At 56.9% G+C, this 15,547-nt stretch carries 16 protein-coding genes and 1 pseudogene; 2 read left to right on the forward strand and 15 right to left on the reverse strand.

The features are described from left to right. Nucleotides 1-29 precede the first annotated feature (29 nt). Both AC13RC_RS32475 and AC13RC_RS32480 read left to right on the forward strand, forming a co-directional pair. Nucleotides 30-605, forward strand: coding sequence for a sugar transferase (locus AC13RC_RS32475; RefSeq protein ID WP_113352755.1), 576 nt, complete (start codon nt 30-32; stop codon nt 603-605). Nucleotides 606-738: 133 nt separating this feature from the next. Beyond that, nucleotides 739-2,148 (forward strand): O-antigen ligase family protein, encoded by a 1,410-nt coding sequence (locus AC13RC_RS32480; protein ID WP_113352756.1) that lies wholly within the window; start codon nt 739-741, stop codon nt 2,146-2,148. 15 nt (nt 2,149-2,163) lie between these two features. Here AC13RC_RS32480 and AC13RC_RS32485 read toward each other — a convergent pair. The 15 genes and pseudogenes from AC13RC_RS32485 to AC13RC_RS32555 form a co-directional block, all read right to left on the reverse strand. Beyond that, nucleotides 2,164-2,378 (reverse strand): annotated as a pseudogene (locus tag AC13RC_RS32485) (helix-turn-helix domain-containing protein); the annotation flags it as partial. 778 nt (nt 2,379-3,156) lie between these two features. Next, entirely contained in the window at nt 3,157-4,731 is a 1,575-nt protein-coding gene (locus AC13RC_RS32490; RefSeq protein ID WP_113367170.1) for a Fic family protein, read from the reverse strand. Between the two features lie 620 nt (nt 4,732-5,351). After that, on the reverse strand, nt 5,352-6,341 hold the full coding sequence (virB11, locus tag AC13RC_RS32495; protein ID WP_113352757.1) for a P-type DNA transfer ATPase VirB11: 990 nt from the start codon (nt 6,339-6,341) through the stop codon (nt 5,352-5,354). 8 nt (nt 6,342-6,349) lie between these two features. Then, nucleotides 6,350-7,519: a type IV secretion system protein VirB10 gene (gene virB10 / locus AC13RC_RS32500; RefSeq protein ID WP_113389758.1), complete on the reverse strand. Its 1,170-nt coding sequence runs from the start codon at nt 7,517-7,519 to the stop codon at nt 6,350-6,352. Then, the gene (gene virB9 / locus AC13RC_RS32505; protein WP_472517190.1) at nt 7,509-8,387 is read right to left on the reverse strand and encodes a P-type conjugative transfer protein VirB9; all 879 of its coding nucleotides are present in this window, start codon (nt 8,385-8,387) and stop codon (nt 7,509-7,511) included. Before virB9 ends, virB10 begins: the two co-directional genes overlap by 11 nt. A 5-nt stretch (nt 8,388-8,392) precedes the next feature. Beyond that, the gene (locus AC13RC_RS32510; RefSeq protein ID WP_152095833.1) at nt 8,393-9,064 is read right to left on the reverse strand and encodes a VirB8 family type IV secretion system protein; all 672 of its coding nucleotides are present in this window, start codon (nt 9,062-9,064) and stop codon (nt 8,393-8,395) included. Continuing rightward, entirely contained in the window at nt 9,064-9,351 is a 288-nt protein-coding gene (locus AC13RC_RS32515; RefSeq protein ID WP_113389755.1) for a hypothetical protein, read from the reverse strand. The genes AC13RC_RS32510 and AC13RC_RS32515 overlap by 1 nt, the downstream gene beginning before the upstream one ends. 39 nt (nt 9,352-9,390) lie before the next feature. Next, nucleotides 9,391-10,323, reverse strand: coding sequence for a type IV secretion system protein (locus tag AC13RC_RS32520; RefSeq protein WP_183809536.1), 933 nt, complete (start codon nt 10,321-10,323; stop codon nt 9,391-9,393). Between the two features lie 3 nt (nt 10,324-10,326). Further along, the gene (locus AC13RC_RS32525) at nt 10,327-10,557 is read right to left on the reverse strand and encodes an EexN family lipoprotein (protein ID WP_488559639.1); all 231 of its coding nucleotides are present in this window, start codon (nt 10,555-10,557) and stop codon (nt 10,327-10,329) included. Then, nucleotides 10,554-11,249, reverse strand: coding sequence for a P-type DNA transfer protein VirB5 (gene virB5, locus AC13RC_RS32530; protein WP_488559640.1), 696 nt, complete (start codon nt 11,247-11,249; stop codon nt 10,554-10,556). The genes AC13RC_RS32525 and virB5 overlap by 4 nt, the downstream gene beginning before the upstream one ends. Then, nucleotides 11,249-13,615, reverse strand: a complete 2,367-nt coding sequence (locus AC13RC_RS32535; protein ID WP_488559641.1) for a VirB4 family type IV secretion/conjugal transfer ATPase — start codon at nt 13,613-13,615, stop codon at nt 11,249-11,251. The genes virB5 and AC13RC_RS32535 overlap by 1 nt, the downstream gene beginning before the upstream one ends. Next, nucleotides 13,608-13,946, reverse strand: a complete 339-nt coding sequence (locus AC13RC_RS32540; protein WP_113367162.1) for a VirB3 family type IV secretion system protein — start codon at nt 13,944-13,946, stop codon at nt 13,608-13,610. The genes AC13RC_RS32535 and AC13RC_RS32540 overlap by 8 nt, the downstream gene beginning before the upstream one ends. Nucleotides 13,947-13,951: 5 nt before the next feature. Then, nucleotides 13,952-14,254 (reverse strand): TrbC/VirB2 family type IV secretion system protein, encoded by a 303-nt coding sequence (locus AC13RC_RS32545; RefSeq protein WP_145321873.1) that lies wholly within the window; start codon nt 14,252-14,254, stop codon nt 13,952-13,954. After that, on the reverse strand, nt 14,251-14,919 hold the full coding sequence (locus AC13RC_RS32550; RefSeq protein ID WP_145321870.1) for a lytic transglycosylase domain-containing protein: 669 nt from the start codon (nt 14,917-14,919) through the stop codon (nt 14,251-14,253). The genes AC13RC_RS32545 and AC13RC_RS32550 overlap by 4 nt, the downstream gene beginning before the upstream one ends. Nucleotides 14,920-14,921: 2 nt before the next feature. Next, the gene (locus AC13RC_RS32555; RefSeq protein WP_488559642.1) at nt 14,922-15,461 is read right to left on the reverse strand and encodes a hypothetical protein; all 540 of its coding nucleotides are present in this window, start codon (nt 15,459-15,461) and stop codon (nt 14,922-14,924) included. Nucleotides 15,462-15,547 lie beyond the last annotated feature (86 nt).

Consider the following 15,547-nt stretch of genomic DNA (forward strand, 5'->3'; position numbering starts at 1 on the left):
AACAGAGGGTGATGCAACGACAAGAGACGATGTTTTATACGATCGCCAAGCGCCTTTTCGATTTTCTCGCCGCTCTAGCCGCGACCATCGTTTTTTTCATCCCGATCCTGATCGTCGCACTTGCAGTGCGTCTGACCTCACCTGGTCCGATCCTCTATTGGTCGGATCGGGTCGGCCGGAAAAATAAGATCTTCCGCATGCCGAAATTTCGAAGCATGCGTACGGATACGCCGGCGGTTGCGACCCATCTGTTGAAGGACCCCAAGATCTATCTGACGCCGATCGGCTCCTTCCTGCGCAAGTCGAGCCTCGACGAGTTGCCGCAGCTTTGGTGCATCCTGAGAGGCGAGATGAGCATCGTCGGCCCGCGCCCGGCGCTATTCAACCAGCACGATCTCGTCGCACTGCGCACAGAACGTGGCGTCGACGCTTTGCTACCGGGCTTGACCGGTTGGGCGCAGGTCAACGGCCGCGACGAGCTGCCGATCCCCGAGAAGGTGGCGCTGGACGAGGACTATCTGCACCGACGCTCCTTTCTTTTCGATCTGAAGATCATTTTCCTGACGGTATTGAAAGTGGTCCGGCGCGACGGAGTTGCTCATTGACAAACAATCAGCGAAATCGGCATCAGTGACACAACGGCGCGGGAAAATTGCCGTATTCCTGCCCCTTTGCGACCATACGGCCCGTGACGGGGCGAGGAATGCCGGATGGTGAACCGATTCTGGACAAAGGCGGATGACGACATTGGACGACTCGCGCATCAACAAACCGCATGCTGATCTTGCAGCCGAACCGATCGGCGTCACGAAGGCAGGAAGCAACATGACGAAGCCGCTCGCCATCATCGGCGGCATTCTCTGGCTGCTTGTCGCTTCGCCGACCGTCGTCGAGAGCGACGCCTACCGGTATGCCACCGCGCTCCTCTCTCTGATCGCCCTCTACTACTATATGAAGGCGCCGATACGGCCGCGCACCGATTGGATCGGCTGGCTCTGCATGGGCTGGGCCTTCTATGTCATGGCGCGTTTCTTCATCACCTTCTGGCTGACGCCGCAGCACGATATCGGCGCTTCGGATTGGCTCTATGCCTTCCCCTTCTTCTTCCCCATCATGGGCGTCGCCTTCCTGCTCTACGAAGAGCTGATGGAAAAGATCGTCGCGGCCTATTTCGCCGTGGTGCTCGTCATGCTGGTCGCCACTCAGCATCTGCGCGAGGTCTTTGCCGGCGAAACCATCCGCCCGCTGATTATGAACAACCAGATCCACGGCGCCGTCGCCTGCGGCATGATCGTGATCTTCACCCTATTCTGGCTGTTGCATTACCTAACGAACAAATCGAGCGACCGCCGGATCGCCCGCTTCGCCTATATCGCGTCGCCCTTCATCTTCGCGCTCTGTTTCATCGCCATTTACGGTGCCAAGTCGAAAGGCGTCTGGCTGGCACTCGGCATCACACTGCCTGTCCTTGCGCTCATTACGCTGACCTACCTGCGCCTGAGGAGCGGTGCCATCATTATTATCGCCGTCGCGGCCCTGTTGATCGCAGGGATCTATGGCGTCAGGCACAATCTGGACAAAACGGCCGGCCCAACTGTATCGGCAGCCCTTTCCATGGTCGAAAATGTGGCCAATGGCCATGAGATGGGCGGCGTGGTTTCAAACGCCATCAGCTCCAGCAATACACCGGTGTCGATGGACGAACGCCTGCAGCTCTGGTCGAACAGCTGGGAAGTCTTTTCATCGGCGCCGATCTTCGGCTGGGGCAATCGGTGGCTCGAACGCTGGGCCGAGACGCGCTACTCGCATGTTCAGTACACGCTGCTGCACAACGGCTATCTGGAAATCCTAGTACGTTACGGCCTGTTCGGTGCGGCAATCATGGGCTTTATGCTCGCCACCTTCATCCGCGCCGTCTGGCGCGCCCGCACGGCCGGCATTATTCCGCGCGCCGCATGGCACGCCTATATCGCCTGCCTTTTCTTTTTCTCATTGACGCTCCTCAGCAACTCCAACAACCGCCTGGCGATCGGCGAAAGCCTGGCCTTCGCAAGCTCCGCCTTCGCCTGCTGGTGTCACATGCGGCTGAAGGGGGAGTATTTGACGATCTCTAAAGGGGAACGGCAAGAAGCGGCCGTGAGAGCGTGAGCATGATAGTTGCACGACTGCTTCGGGTAGCTGGTTGGCATAGCGCACAGGCCGCCGTGACCGATCCGTCAGCGCCTCCAGGCCATCGTCCTTGTAGCGGTTGAAAACCTTGTAGTCGGCCTTGGGCGAGATCCCGAACTCCCGGCACACATCGCTCATGCCTTCGCCTCCAGCAGCCGGGCGACAGAGCGTAGAGGTTCCTCGATCACCGAAGGCTCTCTCCACGGCATCAACACCTCCCGCCAAAAAGCCGAAAGTGTTACCACCCATATCTCCGGTACAATTCGTCACCTATCTCTCAGGTCGGGCACCGAGGCCTCCAAAGCCGTCCATACCCGCCGAGCTACGACGCACGAAGAGCGACTGATGGCCCCCGCGTGAAAAGCGTAGAAACTAGCGCGTTTGGTGGTGGAAAAGTTCGAACGCTGCCGGCGAGAAGTCGTTTTTGACGCGAGGCGGAATTCAAGTTCATCGTTGGATGATCTAGGCAACATTTCATCACAAGCAAACTCAGCGCCTTGAGATCACCCTTCTTCGCGATTGGCGACAAAACGTTCGATCTATGTCGTATCGGGCCAGGATCGTTCCCGACAAATCCGCGTCCTGCGCATGCAGGAAGTATTCGGTTCCGAAAATGCACCCTCTGCCAAAGCGGTGATGTCTAGCAGACCTTGTAAACGCCGATCGAATACCTTCCTCCATATCGGTGGTTGAGCATCGTCCGCTGAGCCCGAAGAAGCCATTCGCTGACACAGCTACCCGCCCAAAATGGTATCGCTCCGCCATTTAAGGGCGCTTAACTTAGCTCAGCCCCTATTTAAGCCAGGAGCCAATTGCTTAAATAACACTGCACTCTCGTAATTGGACATGTCCGTTTCAGCTTCTAACCTTCGGCTAGGCCGCTTCGTCGAGACCCCTATAGCGGGCGAATCGTGCGCGCCTTCGTGCCGCCCCCCATTACCGCTTGAACCGTCGATCGACGTGCTGGCCCTATTGGAAAGGCTGAGCCTAGCCGAGCGGGCCTTTGGGCGCGCCATCCTCATTCGATAGGCTGATGTCGAAGGCGTCGCGAACCACCGCTTCCGCTGACGTTACCTCCTCGTCCGTCATCTTTTCGAATTCACGACTGCGCCGCTTCTTGGAAAGCGTACCCTCGTTCTGACGGATGAAATTGATGAGACTGGAGATCATCCCGTCCGGCATCTCAAGGAAATCCTGAATGCGTCCCTTCGCTTCATCGAAGCGCGCGAGGTGATCGATCTCATTTGGCAGGTCATGCCTGATCGTCTGTACGACGCAAGCATAGAGAAATTCCGTCAACTTCGTATAATCCCCGAACCTGTAGAGATCGGCAGTGTCGTTGAGGACACTCACGTTTTTCTCCGGTGTCGGCACCCATTCGATAAAGGGCAACAGCGGTCCGGTGTAACCGCGCAGGCGCTCGCCATACTCCTCCTGGCGTTCAAGAAGTACGGAAGAAATGGGAAAAATCATGCCAGCGGGCGTATATCCGCGCTCAGACAGAACATGGTGTATGAGGTACCGATGCAGGCGACCGTTTCCATCTTCGAAGGGATGGACGAAGACGAAGGCGAAGGCCATGACCGAGGCTTGAAGTACGGCATCGACCCCACTCTCCGCCATCCTGCTTCCTGCGGCTATGATCCCTCCGAGCAGATCGCTAATGTCTTCGTGCCGGGCTGAAATGAATTCGGGGAGAGGATCGTCGTTCCAGTCGCGATCGCCAATAAAGCCGCCGGCGTCTCGCAGCCCGCGCTTGATGAACCGGCTCTCCTCGATCACAATGTGCTGGAGGCGCACGAGTTCGTCCACTGTGATCGGCCGCTTTCCCGCTTGAGCAACAGCCCTCATCCAACGCTCGAGGCGGCTTCGCGGCGGGCGTTCGCCTTCGATCTGGTAGGATGCCTGGCTATCCGACAGAAGCAGAAAGCTTGCCGCGCGCGTAACGATCCCCTTTCCGATCTTTCCGATGAGCTCTTTGGCTTCAGCGTCCCAGCGGTGGGCGACCGTGTCGACGAGATATTCGGTACGCCTTAATACGGGGCAGAATGCTGGTGTGCCAAGGAGATTGTCTCGCACGCGGTGACGGGGCGAATTCACGGGGGACGATGTGAAGTAGCTCGCGGTGTCAAGCGCTTCAACATAGTTCCCCCGTTCCGCGTCCGGAATGTCAAGGCGCGTACCTGTCAGCCATTCATAGAAAAACCAGATCCTGCGCGTCGCACTGCTCGTCGGTTCGGCTTCGATCAGCGCTGCGATCTCACTTGCGGGGACGATGTGAAATAGCTTTTTTAGGATCAACAGATCGATCGTCTCGTGCCTCAATGCGAAAGATAGATGTCCAAGCAAGCTGTCCTCTGGAGCGAAGCGCTTGTCGAAGATCGTCCAATCCTCATGTGCTCTCCTCGAGCCATAGACGAAGCCCTTCGCGACGCATGAGGGGTGACGAACAGGGGCTGCAATTCCGTATTTCTGAACGAGAGCTGCATACCCAACGGGGACCGTATCCATTGGCACAATACGTTCTTGGAAGACCGTTGGATTTGCGGGATTGGCTGTCATGCCGACTTCCTTCCTCATCGAAAAACAAGTTACACCATCGAAAGATGATTATTTTAGAGGCATAATATCGAAAATCGCTTACATCGGAAATCAGTTATTCGCATCGAAAAACGCTTATATACGATTAATCATATCGAAAATTGATTAACAGTGGGCATAAGCCTCATCGAAACCGTAAGTTTTTATCGAAAATCGATTAATAACGGAGGCCGTTATAGAAAATTAATTAGAATCCCAAAGCGACTGACGAAATCGCCTTTTCGCTCAACAACACACTAAAAGCGTCATTGCCAAGTCGATGATGCTGCGACCGACCGGCTCGCCACCGCGAAATTAAAGTATTTGCACGCCAATGCTCTCGATATTTTTCGGATAACCTGCGGGCAACTACGAGGCTGCGCGACGAAAGACGGCGTGTGGCCCTGGAGAGCGCTCACGTACCCGAATTCGCATTCACATCGGCCATTTTTCAGCTCAGTTTTCCGATGAGCGAGGCGGTTCGCTTGAACCCGAAGAAAAGGAAAGCTCTAGAAAATCGGTTAGGCCTGTTTTCCGTTTACAAGGAACCTCGGCTGAAGCGAACAAACCAAAATGCAGGAACTAGTCATTTCTCCGCTCGATCACGGCTCAAAGTAAATCTCGCTCACCCGAAACTTCCCGTCGATCCGCCTGCACTGGACAATGATATCGACCGCGACCTTCAGCAAACCATGAATATCGCCGCGCTCAAGGTCACGACCTCCCTCCGACTCTTTTACGAGCAACGTCAGTTGCTCAAGTGCCAGCGCCGCAGAATCGGCATGCACCGTTGTGATCGATCCAGGATGTCCTGAATTGACATTGCGGATGTAGTAGAAGGCCGAGCCGTCGCGCAGCTCCTGTAGAAGAATGCGATCGGGTCGCATCCTGAGGCACGATTCGAGCAGATCTTTCGCGCTGATTTTCGCCAGCCCCTGCCCTCCTTTCGAATAGAAAAGCTTGACGTGATTGGGCTGCGAGATGACTAGCTCCGGCGTATCCTCGATCGAGATTATCCGCTCATGCTCCGGGATATGCCGGATCAATGCCTTCGACAGGGTGGTCTTGCCCGATCCGGTCGCCCCCGAGATGATAATGTTCTTGCGCGCAAGAACCGCCGCACGCAGAAACGTCGCGTAATCGCCTGCCTTGAGGATCTTGTCCAATCTCGCATCTGAGGATTCGCTATGACGGTTCGACGAGGAGACATTGGAAAATAATTCACCCCTTTCGAGATCATCCAACGTCAGCGTCACCGACGACGGCTTTCTGATCGTGACGCTGACCGTGCCCTTGCTCGTTGCCGGCGGAACAACAATCTGAATCCGCTCTTCATCTGGCAAGGTGGCCGACAGGATTGGCCGGGCCTCGTCGATTGCCTGGTTCGAATAGCTTGCAATGGCCCGGGCCAGACGCATGAGCTTCTCGAAGCTAAGATCCGGCAGCGCATGGCGTCGCCATCCCTCCGTTCCCTCGGTCAGGACTTCACCTGGGCGGTTAACGACGATCTCATACAGCGACGTGTCCTTCAGGAAGCGAGACAATGGCAAAAGCAATTCACGCACCACACGAGCATCTGAAGCTTCCGCCATCTTCCGCCCTACTTGGTCACGAGCGTTGATCGAGGCCCGAAATCCCCCGATACCGCGCGATCGAGGATCCTGTTGCGGGGTTCGGTGACACGCAGGCTATAGACGTCGGAAAAATCGAGATCGCGGGCGACAAAAATCGAGACGAGTTCGCCTTGATGCTTTGTCAATGTCGGCACAATATTGATGGATTGCTCGACGGCGATCGCTGCCGCCTGCTGGCCAGCCGTCGCCGTATTCTGCGCTTGAACGTCACTATCCTGCAGCCGGCTGCCGGCATAGGTCGTCGCGTCCCCGACGATGGAGAGCAGTATGGCACTGCCGAAGCGCTCCCACCAATGCGTGTCAACATAGCCATCCATGCCCGCCCGCCCGAGTGCGTCGGTCGCAGGCGAGGCGAGTGTAATAATCACACCTTTTGGCGTCTTTGCGCGATTCCAAAGCACGAACAGGCGCTTCTGGCCCCGGTTCAAGCCGCCTCGATATTCTCCGACGATCTGAGTTCCTTTCTCCATCAGGACCACGCGGCCGTTGTCGGAAAGAACATCGCGATTGATGACGCAGCTGGCGAAGCCCGGCTGATCGGAAGCGAGCGCCGTCTCGAGCACGCATGGAATGGAAGTTCCCATAGCGACAATGAAGTCGCGGTTGCCGAGCGTGCCGGCGCGTGATCCTTCCAGATGAGTCGGCGTCAACATCCTGTTGAACCGCTGGTCCTCGGTTTCAGGTTGGGCGCCCCCAAGGCTGCCAGGAACGGGCAGGTAATTGGAGCCGGGGTCTTGCGACATCGCGGCTGCTGTGTCGCGGCGTTGCGATGATGACTGCTGTCCATTATAGGCCATGACGGGCGCACGCCGGGCGGAGTCCAACAAGGTGTCCTCAGCGGGTGTGACCTGCTCCTTTGATGCAGGCGTCGGTAGCAACACCTCAGGAAGGGGTGTGGCCGGCTTTACCTCTTCCTTCGCCGGCTCGAAGTCAGCCGTCTGGCGAATGACGACATGGTCGGGCTCTTTCGTCTCAGCCTTTTGCCGGTCACGCATCGACCACAGCGAAAACGCAACAAAGGCGACCATAGCTAGAACCACGCCACCGCGCTTCAGGAATGGACGGCCCTCAGTTCGCTGGTTGACATCCGTCTCGGCGCGCTCACCTGGGATAGGGTATTCCGCCTCATCCGCCATGGGCTCCTCCTGTTGCAGCGCTTGGGGCCTGCGCTTTCATGACGCGCTCCACCGAAGGTGATGTTGTATTGGTGTTCGGATCGACGCCCGTCGGATCGTAGGCTTCGTTGAAGATGCAGAGCACGTCTCGTCCCCGCCTCAGGATAAATTTGCGACTGATCGCATGAACGAGCACGAGGTCACCGGAAACCGACTTAGGTACCAGGCTCTCGGTGCCGTCGGAGTTTTCCATATAGATTGCCGGGATTTCCTGATTGCCGGTAAAGGCGATGGTCGTGATCTTGCCGTTGTCATAAACAGCGTTCGGCTCCAACGCTCCTGATCCCTGCGCTGAATAACGCCAATTGCGTGGTCCATATTGCTCATGCAAAGCCAGCACTGTATCGGCTTGTCCAGCTTGTGCTGCCTGGGTTTGCGCGAGTGCCTCCCGACGACGGCGCTCGGCATCATCGGCTGGATAGCGATATTTGACATAGAAGTAAGTGTCCTGGCCGGCGGCAACCGGACCGTCTCGGACCGTCAACTCCATCTGGTAACTGCGCGTCGAACCGTCACGACGTGTCGTGACCACGGAGATGTTCGTGACGGGCTGGTTCTCTCGCGCCTTCAGGAAGAGTATATTGCCGGCCGGCGCCACTTCCCATGCGACCGTATTACCAAGCGCTACATGGGCGATTTCCTCGTCGGCGGCAAACTCCACCTGGACGGAGGAACGCAGCGAGCCCACGATCCTGGTGATATTGTAAGGCTGATAGTCGACGAAACGGATCCGACTGTCTTGGGATGCGCCGCGCGGCGTTTCCAGTGCAAGGGCTGCCGATGGCCAGCCAGCAGTCAGAAGCAGTGCAATCAAACAATGATGTTTCAGATGTTTCAATTGATGGCCTCCGGATCGGATCGATAGTCGCTGACGGCGAAGCCGAGCGGATTTATCAGCCGGTCGGTCGAGGACATTGGAGCATTCACATAGGAGAAGGTAAGCGTTGCCACCCAATGGGTCGTATGGGTCTCCTCATCGCGGGTGATGGTACGCATATAGCGAACAGACAGGACATTGGCGTTGATCAGCGAGATGGAAACGATGTTGATCCGTGACGTGGCGCCGCGACCGTAGATATTTTGCGGGGAATCCGGATTGCCACCGCGATAAATTGCGGCAAAGCGGGTCTGTTCCGGCGCCGTTGAGAGTAGCGAGACCGTGCGAAAATTCTCCTCCGCCTCGCTCCAGACATAACCCTCGCGGGCACGAACATAGCGGGCGGCAAAATATTTGGTCACCGCTTCGTCGTAAGTGCCAGCAGTCGACGTGAGTGCCGAAACGACGTCGACAATACCGGTGGAATTGTCGACCCTCACGACAAAAGGCTCGACCGTCTTTAGCGGTGTCAAACCTGCGATTGCGACGGTCGAAATCGCCGCAAGAATGCCGGCTCCGGTGGCTACGAACCAGGCAATCCGAGCCGAACGTTCCATCTGGATCATGCGGTCCTGATCGAAGCGCCGGGCCTTATCGAAGTACTCCTTGAGACTGTCCGTCGTCACCATCACCGCGGCCCTCCGCATCGGCGATAGGAGTGGCCGACATCAAAATGCGCGAAGGCGGCGGAAACGATATCCGGCTTTTCCTCGACGTAGGCAGGTGGCTTGCCACCGGACCGTGCCGGTGAAGAATGAGGAGGTTGTAGTGAGGACCGACTATCGCCGTCCCATTGCCACATGGCGCGATTGAGCGGCCGGCGCGAATAGCCGTCGCATTTAGGCAGGGGATAGGAATGGGACGCGCAGCCGCCGAGCGTTGATGCCACACAGAAAAGCACGAATATTCGGATCATCGTGAACCAGCCATCTTGTTATTTGATTGAAGTCCCAAATCAGCCAGTTCTTTGGGAACGAAAGCTGCGGCCAACGGCACGTGCACCCCGGCCGGTCGCTCGCGCCATGTAGGTAGCACCTCGGGCAAGCGTGCCTTCATGGGCGTCGCGTGCCGCGCCATAGCCGTAGGTGAGCGACGCCCCGCCCGCAGCAAGTGCCGAGGCGATGCCTGGAAGCTGGTAAAAGACGTAGAGGGAGGCAAGGCAAATGGCCCCGAGCGCAACAGGTCGCATGAGTACGTCGCTGTAGCTCTCGATCACTGTGAAGGTGGAATCGATACAGGTAATAAGTAGAGATCCAACCGCCACAACCAGTACCTGCAGGATCACGAAATTGGCGAGTTGCCCGATCCAGGCCTCGGTGAAGCGGCGTGTCGAGCGGAACATGGCGAGCGCTACGAAAATCGGGCCGATAGCGAGCACGATTGCCAGCGCCAGGCGGGCATAAAGCGAGACGATATAACCGATCGCGGCAACCACGAAGCTTGCCAAGATGACCAGCATGCCACCGAGACCGGTAACGATATCGACACCCCATGAGGCGCGCGACCAGATCTCTTTCGCGCATTTCTGGCCTTTATCCAGCAGGCTGTCGAAGGTCGAGGCACTTGGTATCGTACCGGAGTTCAACGCCTGTGAGATCTCCTTGGGCAAGGTGTCGAAGAAAATACTGCCGACGTAAGTCTGGTACTCGCCAGCATTCGTGATCAACATCAGGATGATAGCAAGCTTCATTGCCCGAAAGGCAAAATCCATGATCGGTTCGTGGACTGATCCGCGCAGGATCAGGAAGCCGTAGAGGATGACATAAAGTGTCAATGCCGCCGTCAATGGGCCGGTGACCCAGCTGGCGATATTAGACGTACCTGACGATATGAAGTTCTCCAACGGCGCCTTGAACTGCCCATCGACGAAGGCAAAGATTTGATACATACCTCAGCCTCCAAGCGCTTTGCCCATGCGTTCCAGGCTGGATTTCCAATCCGCCGCCTCGGCATTTACGCAGTTCGGCGTGGCTCGCAACTCGCCGGGATTGCTTTTGCATTTGGCGATGAGATCCGACAGCAGCGTCTGGTTAGCCATCAGCTCGTCGACCGAATAGATACGTTCGGGCTTCGAGCAGCCGAACAAAGAGACACCGAGTGTGAGGAGAACAAGAAACTTCATTGAAGGGCCGCTCCCATCGTATCCATGCGCTTGCGCCAATCCTCGGCCTTGCGCTGTTCATCGACCTGAACCTCGGCCTGCTGCACCATCTGCAACGCCTGCATCCTGAGCATATCGGTCTGGAGAAAGGCCGTTTCGGCCTGCAGCCGCGCCTGCAGATCGGCGATGTCCTTGGCATCGCTCGCCGAAGAGATTTGCCGACGTAATTGATCAATCCCGTCGATCCGCTTGGTCGCGGTATCGTAAATTTGCTGGCCGAGGCCCATCTGCCCAGCATTCTTGTTCTGAAGACGCGACAGTTCTTGAGCATAAAAGTCGTTAGCGCTCGTTTTGTAGGTCGAATTGTCGGTCAACAACTTTGACGCGGCATCGCCAAGCGTGCCTGAACCTGCACCCCTGAGCAGGCTTTCGACGGCAGAAAAGTCCCCTGGCAACGCCTTGCGGATCGCCGGATCGTTCAACAGGCTGGCGACGTCGGCCATGTTGGTCAGCTTGTTTAGCGAACCGTAGAGCTGCTGGGCCTGCTGGAGTTGCTGGTTCAGCGCATCGAGCTGCGATTTCAGTTGGGTTATGCTTTCGATCTGCTTGGCAATCGCGGTCTGGTCGATAACAGGGATACCCTGTGCGTCGGCGGCATACGAAGAAAGGAACAGTACTATCGCTGTCATGGGAATCATTCTGCTCTGCGCCATCAGCTTGCACTCCTTGTCTGTTGGAATATCCGCAACCATTCGTCCCGGTCATCGCCAAGCTCTGCCCGGATCGCCTCGGCAAGTTCCACGTTTGCCGTTCGCCCGGAGAGGATTGCGAGCTCGTCGCCAAAACCGTTGAGATTGAGCTCGGCGACAACGCTGTTGTGACCCTGTTTAACGATAAAGCGCCGGCTTTCGGCGGAGAGCTCGCGGGCAACCAACTCGAATTCGCGTTCGGTGAGCTTGAAGCCACTGACATAATCGTCTCGATCACCGCGGGAATTCGGTAGGAAAACCTGGGTTGGGCACTGCTCAATGATCGTATGCGCGATCGGTGAGTTGATGGCGTCTCGCGGGCTTTGCGTGGCAAAGAGCATCAAGCCGTTCTGCTTGCGAATGGTCTTGAGCTTATTCTGGGCAAGATCAAGAAAGCTCTCGTCCTGTAGCGCCTTCCAGAACTCGTCGATAACAATGATGATCCGTCGGCCATCGATCAACTGTTCGACCCGATGGAAAAGATAAGCCATCAAGGGATTGCGGATTTCCTCATTGTCGAGGAAATCGGTCATGTCGTATCCGAGAAATTTGGCGCCGATACCGATCTCATCGGCCTCGTTGTCGAAGACCCAACCAAGCGGCCCGCCTCTTTCCCACCGACGCAGGCGCGCCGCGATCCCTTCCGGATCGGTATTGTTGAGAAAGGTGCGCAAAGCGCCGATCGTGCGCTGCTCTTTCGGCAGATCAGCAAGACCATCGATCGCCAGCGCGATATCGCTGACATCGCTGACCGCAAAATCACGCGCCACCGCTCCGGCTAGCTTAGCGATAAATCGTGCCAGGAATATCTTATTCTCCGGTGTCAGCTCTAAGGCTTTCAGCGGTGCACATCCGGTGGGAAGCCCGTTCTTCAGCGGCAAATAAGTACCGCCGGCAGCCCGGACGAAGAGGTCGGCGCCACGATCCTTGTCGAAGAAGACCATGTGCGGGTCATGCTTTTCGAGTTGCGATAGCATGAAATTGAGAAGTACCGTCTTGCCAGCACCCGACGGACCGCAGACGAAGGTGTTGCCGAGATCACCATAGTGGAAATTGAAATAGAACGGCGAGCCCGACGCCGTCTTCAGCATGGCGACGGCTGGTCCCCATTCGTTGCCGTCCTTCCTGCCCATGGGATAGGAATGAAACGGAGAAAGTGCTGCAAAATTCCGCGAGGTGATTGCACCGGAACGGGCCCGATACCGAAAATTACCGGGCAATTGTGCCCACCATGCAGCTTCCAGCCCTAGATCCTCACGCGCCACGACAGCGCCACCATTGGTCAGATGCGAGCGCACCTTCGCAAGATTGTCAGCAAGGTCTTTGACAGATGAAGCGAAGACTCCGAGGGTCAGATGGTGTTCGCCGAGCACGAAACGGTTCGATTCCAGCTCGTCCATTGCCGCATCAAGCTCTTCAATTTGGGAGGCTGCCTTGTCGAGCGCACTCACCATTTGGTTCTGCTTGCGGCCCATGATAGTGCGTGCATCGGTTTTGGACCTGAACGCGAAGGACTGGGTGAGGATCAGCTCGAAAGGTGCCGTCAGAATGCCGTCCAGCATACCGCCGCGGGTTCTCGCCGGATATTCCTTGAAACCGAACATGCCCGCATAACGGCTTGTCCCTTCATCGCGGATCTCGACGGTCTCCCGCCCGAAGATCACACGATCGGAATAGATCGCCGAGGAGACCCTGCCTTCCGTCAATGGGATCGGTTCTCGGCGGCCGCCGATCAACTGATGCAGCACCTCGCTCGGTTCGGAAAACAGGATGCCGTTCTGATCGTAGAGCGACAGCACGCGGGGGCCGAAGCGTCTCAGTCCGGCAGTGACATCGGTTACCTTGTCCCGCAAATGCTTCAAGCTGCCCTCATCGAGCTCGACAGTAGCTCGTTGGGCGTTGCGAAGACGTGGCAACAGACTTGCAAGCCGTTCGGCTGGATCGCGTCCGGGATGCCAAAGCAGGGAGAGATAGAGATCGTTGCGAAATAGGTCTTCTCTCACCATCCGCTCGCGATATTTGTCATTCAGAGCTGCCGAGAAGGGATTGGTGAATCCACCGTCGGGATAAGTGTTATCGCGGCGGCGGATGAGGTGGGTCCAGATTGCAAGACGCTCGTCCGCAATGTTGCGGTAGAGCGTGTTGAGATCGCGCTGCAGACTGTTCAAATCGATAGGATCGATTGTCTCGAACGATACGCCCTCCACGGCGATCATCGCTAGCAAAGCCCTGGAATCGAGCGCGATCACGGTCTCGTCCACGTGCCGGACATAGGGGATGAAGGTTTCCGGCTCGAGTTCACGGGATTTGAGACGGGACACATTAGGCATGGCCAAGGTCCCTTTCGTCATAGTGTCGCACCAGCCTCAACGGCGTCAGCGAAGCACCCCTCCAATAGGCGCCGTTGCGCGAACGACCGCGGGTTTCGATCCAGGCCAGCAGAATGCGGAACATGTTGTGGTCATGCTTGACGAGTGAGCGAAAAATGAAATGAAAGACCACACCGACAAGCCCATAGGCAATCGAGCCAGCTACAATGTAGAGGATTGTCGTCAGCATAATGTTGACGCCCATGGCCTCCATCGTCACCCCGGCGATCATCGCCGGCCGAGTGCAGGCCAGGAACAGGGTATCTTCCTCAAGCAAAACCCTCTCCACCATTGCCTTCAGCCCCCGGAAATCGTGCTGACGATCTGCGAGGCGCCAAAGAGAATGCCGATACCAAGCACAACATAGGCGGCCTTGCGAAGATCGAGATAGCCGAACATCCAGGCGATACCGACGATGATGACGGCGATCGTTGCCAGGAGCTTGGCGACGTTGCCGGTGAGCAAGGTGACGATATTCTGCAGAACCGTCTCGATCCCGCCGGCGCTCTGCGCGAAGGCTGGCTCGATCATGGCGATCGAAAGAACAGTTGCCATCGCAACGGTGGCACTAAATGCACGAATATTGATCCTCGACATCATTCAGACTGCTCCGGTTGATCATTTTGGAAGACCAGCGCGGGTGATTGCCGCGCTACATGGAAGACATCCCAAGACGGTGGTTTCACCGACCGTTCGGGCAAAGACCTTTCCTCACCGTTCAAGGACGGATCATTGGTCTGGAATTGGGGAACCGTCGGCCGCCGCGCACTCTGCCCTATCGCTATGGTGGACAGGGTCTTCGAGAGCCGCTTGGCCTCGCTTTGGACCTGATCGTCATACTGAGCCATCTTTCCGACCGAAGGATCGGAGCGCCCGTAGTAGGATTGCAGCATCACGCGCTCAGCCTGTTGCAATGTCGCGCCGCCGCGCACGGCCAAACGATAATAACCATCGAGCAGTGTCGCCGTTGCCTTGAGGTTGAGGCACGGATCGAAGGCATCCGCGATACTGAGATCAAATTTGCGCAATTCGGCGATGCCAATGCCGCCAAGCCCTAGCTGGACATCTTTATGCTCCGCCATCAGCACCGTTGCGGTTTCGACCGCTTCGGCTTTGTTCTTTGGCTGTTCATGGAGAGATGAACTTCCTCGCACGCGAATATCAAAAGGCTGGAACTGGCTTTCGAGACTGACAACCGCTGCAAGCGTTTCGATGGCAATCGCCGGCGCACAGGTCTGGGCAAGATCGGTGAAGGAGACGGCCATGATCAGTACCACACCCGCTGGTTTCCAACGCCGTCGATGGTCACATCGACATAATGGGGCTCGGATCGCACATTCGGCCGCGCCGTCGGATAGCCCATGCACTGTACGTTCCGGCCATCCCGCTGCCAGCGTGCCGATATCACCAGCCCGTCGTCTCTAGCGCTACCATCACGGCCGGAAGCGCAATAACCGCCGTCAACTTTGGAAATGGTTCGCGAAACGCAGGTCTCCTGTTGACCGCGCTCGCCATAGCGTGTCGTCAAACGATAGTTGCCACTGCAGAAATAGGGTTCGTAACCAGGACGCGATGCCCGGAAGCCGACACCGCTGCAAGTGGGAAAGGAATGCCCCTTGGCAAGCTCCTGCCAGAGCTTGTTGATCGGGGGACGGCAGGCGGCATATTGTGTAGGCCCACCTGGATTGGAAAGGCACAGGATAACCTGACATCCCCAATCATCGGCGCGCGCATGCCGCTCGGAAATGAGGTATAAAGGGATGCAGCCGGCAAGGGCGAAGACTGTTCCAACCAGAAGGCGTTTCATCAGCATGATCCTTCAATGTGGCGATATTCAACGATCCGTCCGGCGACGAATCTAACGTCGGTCGTAATTTATAGTGATTTATATAA

Source organism: Martinezella sp. CNPSo 3890, from assembly GCF_057784455.1.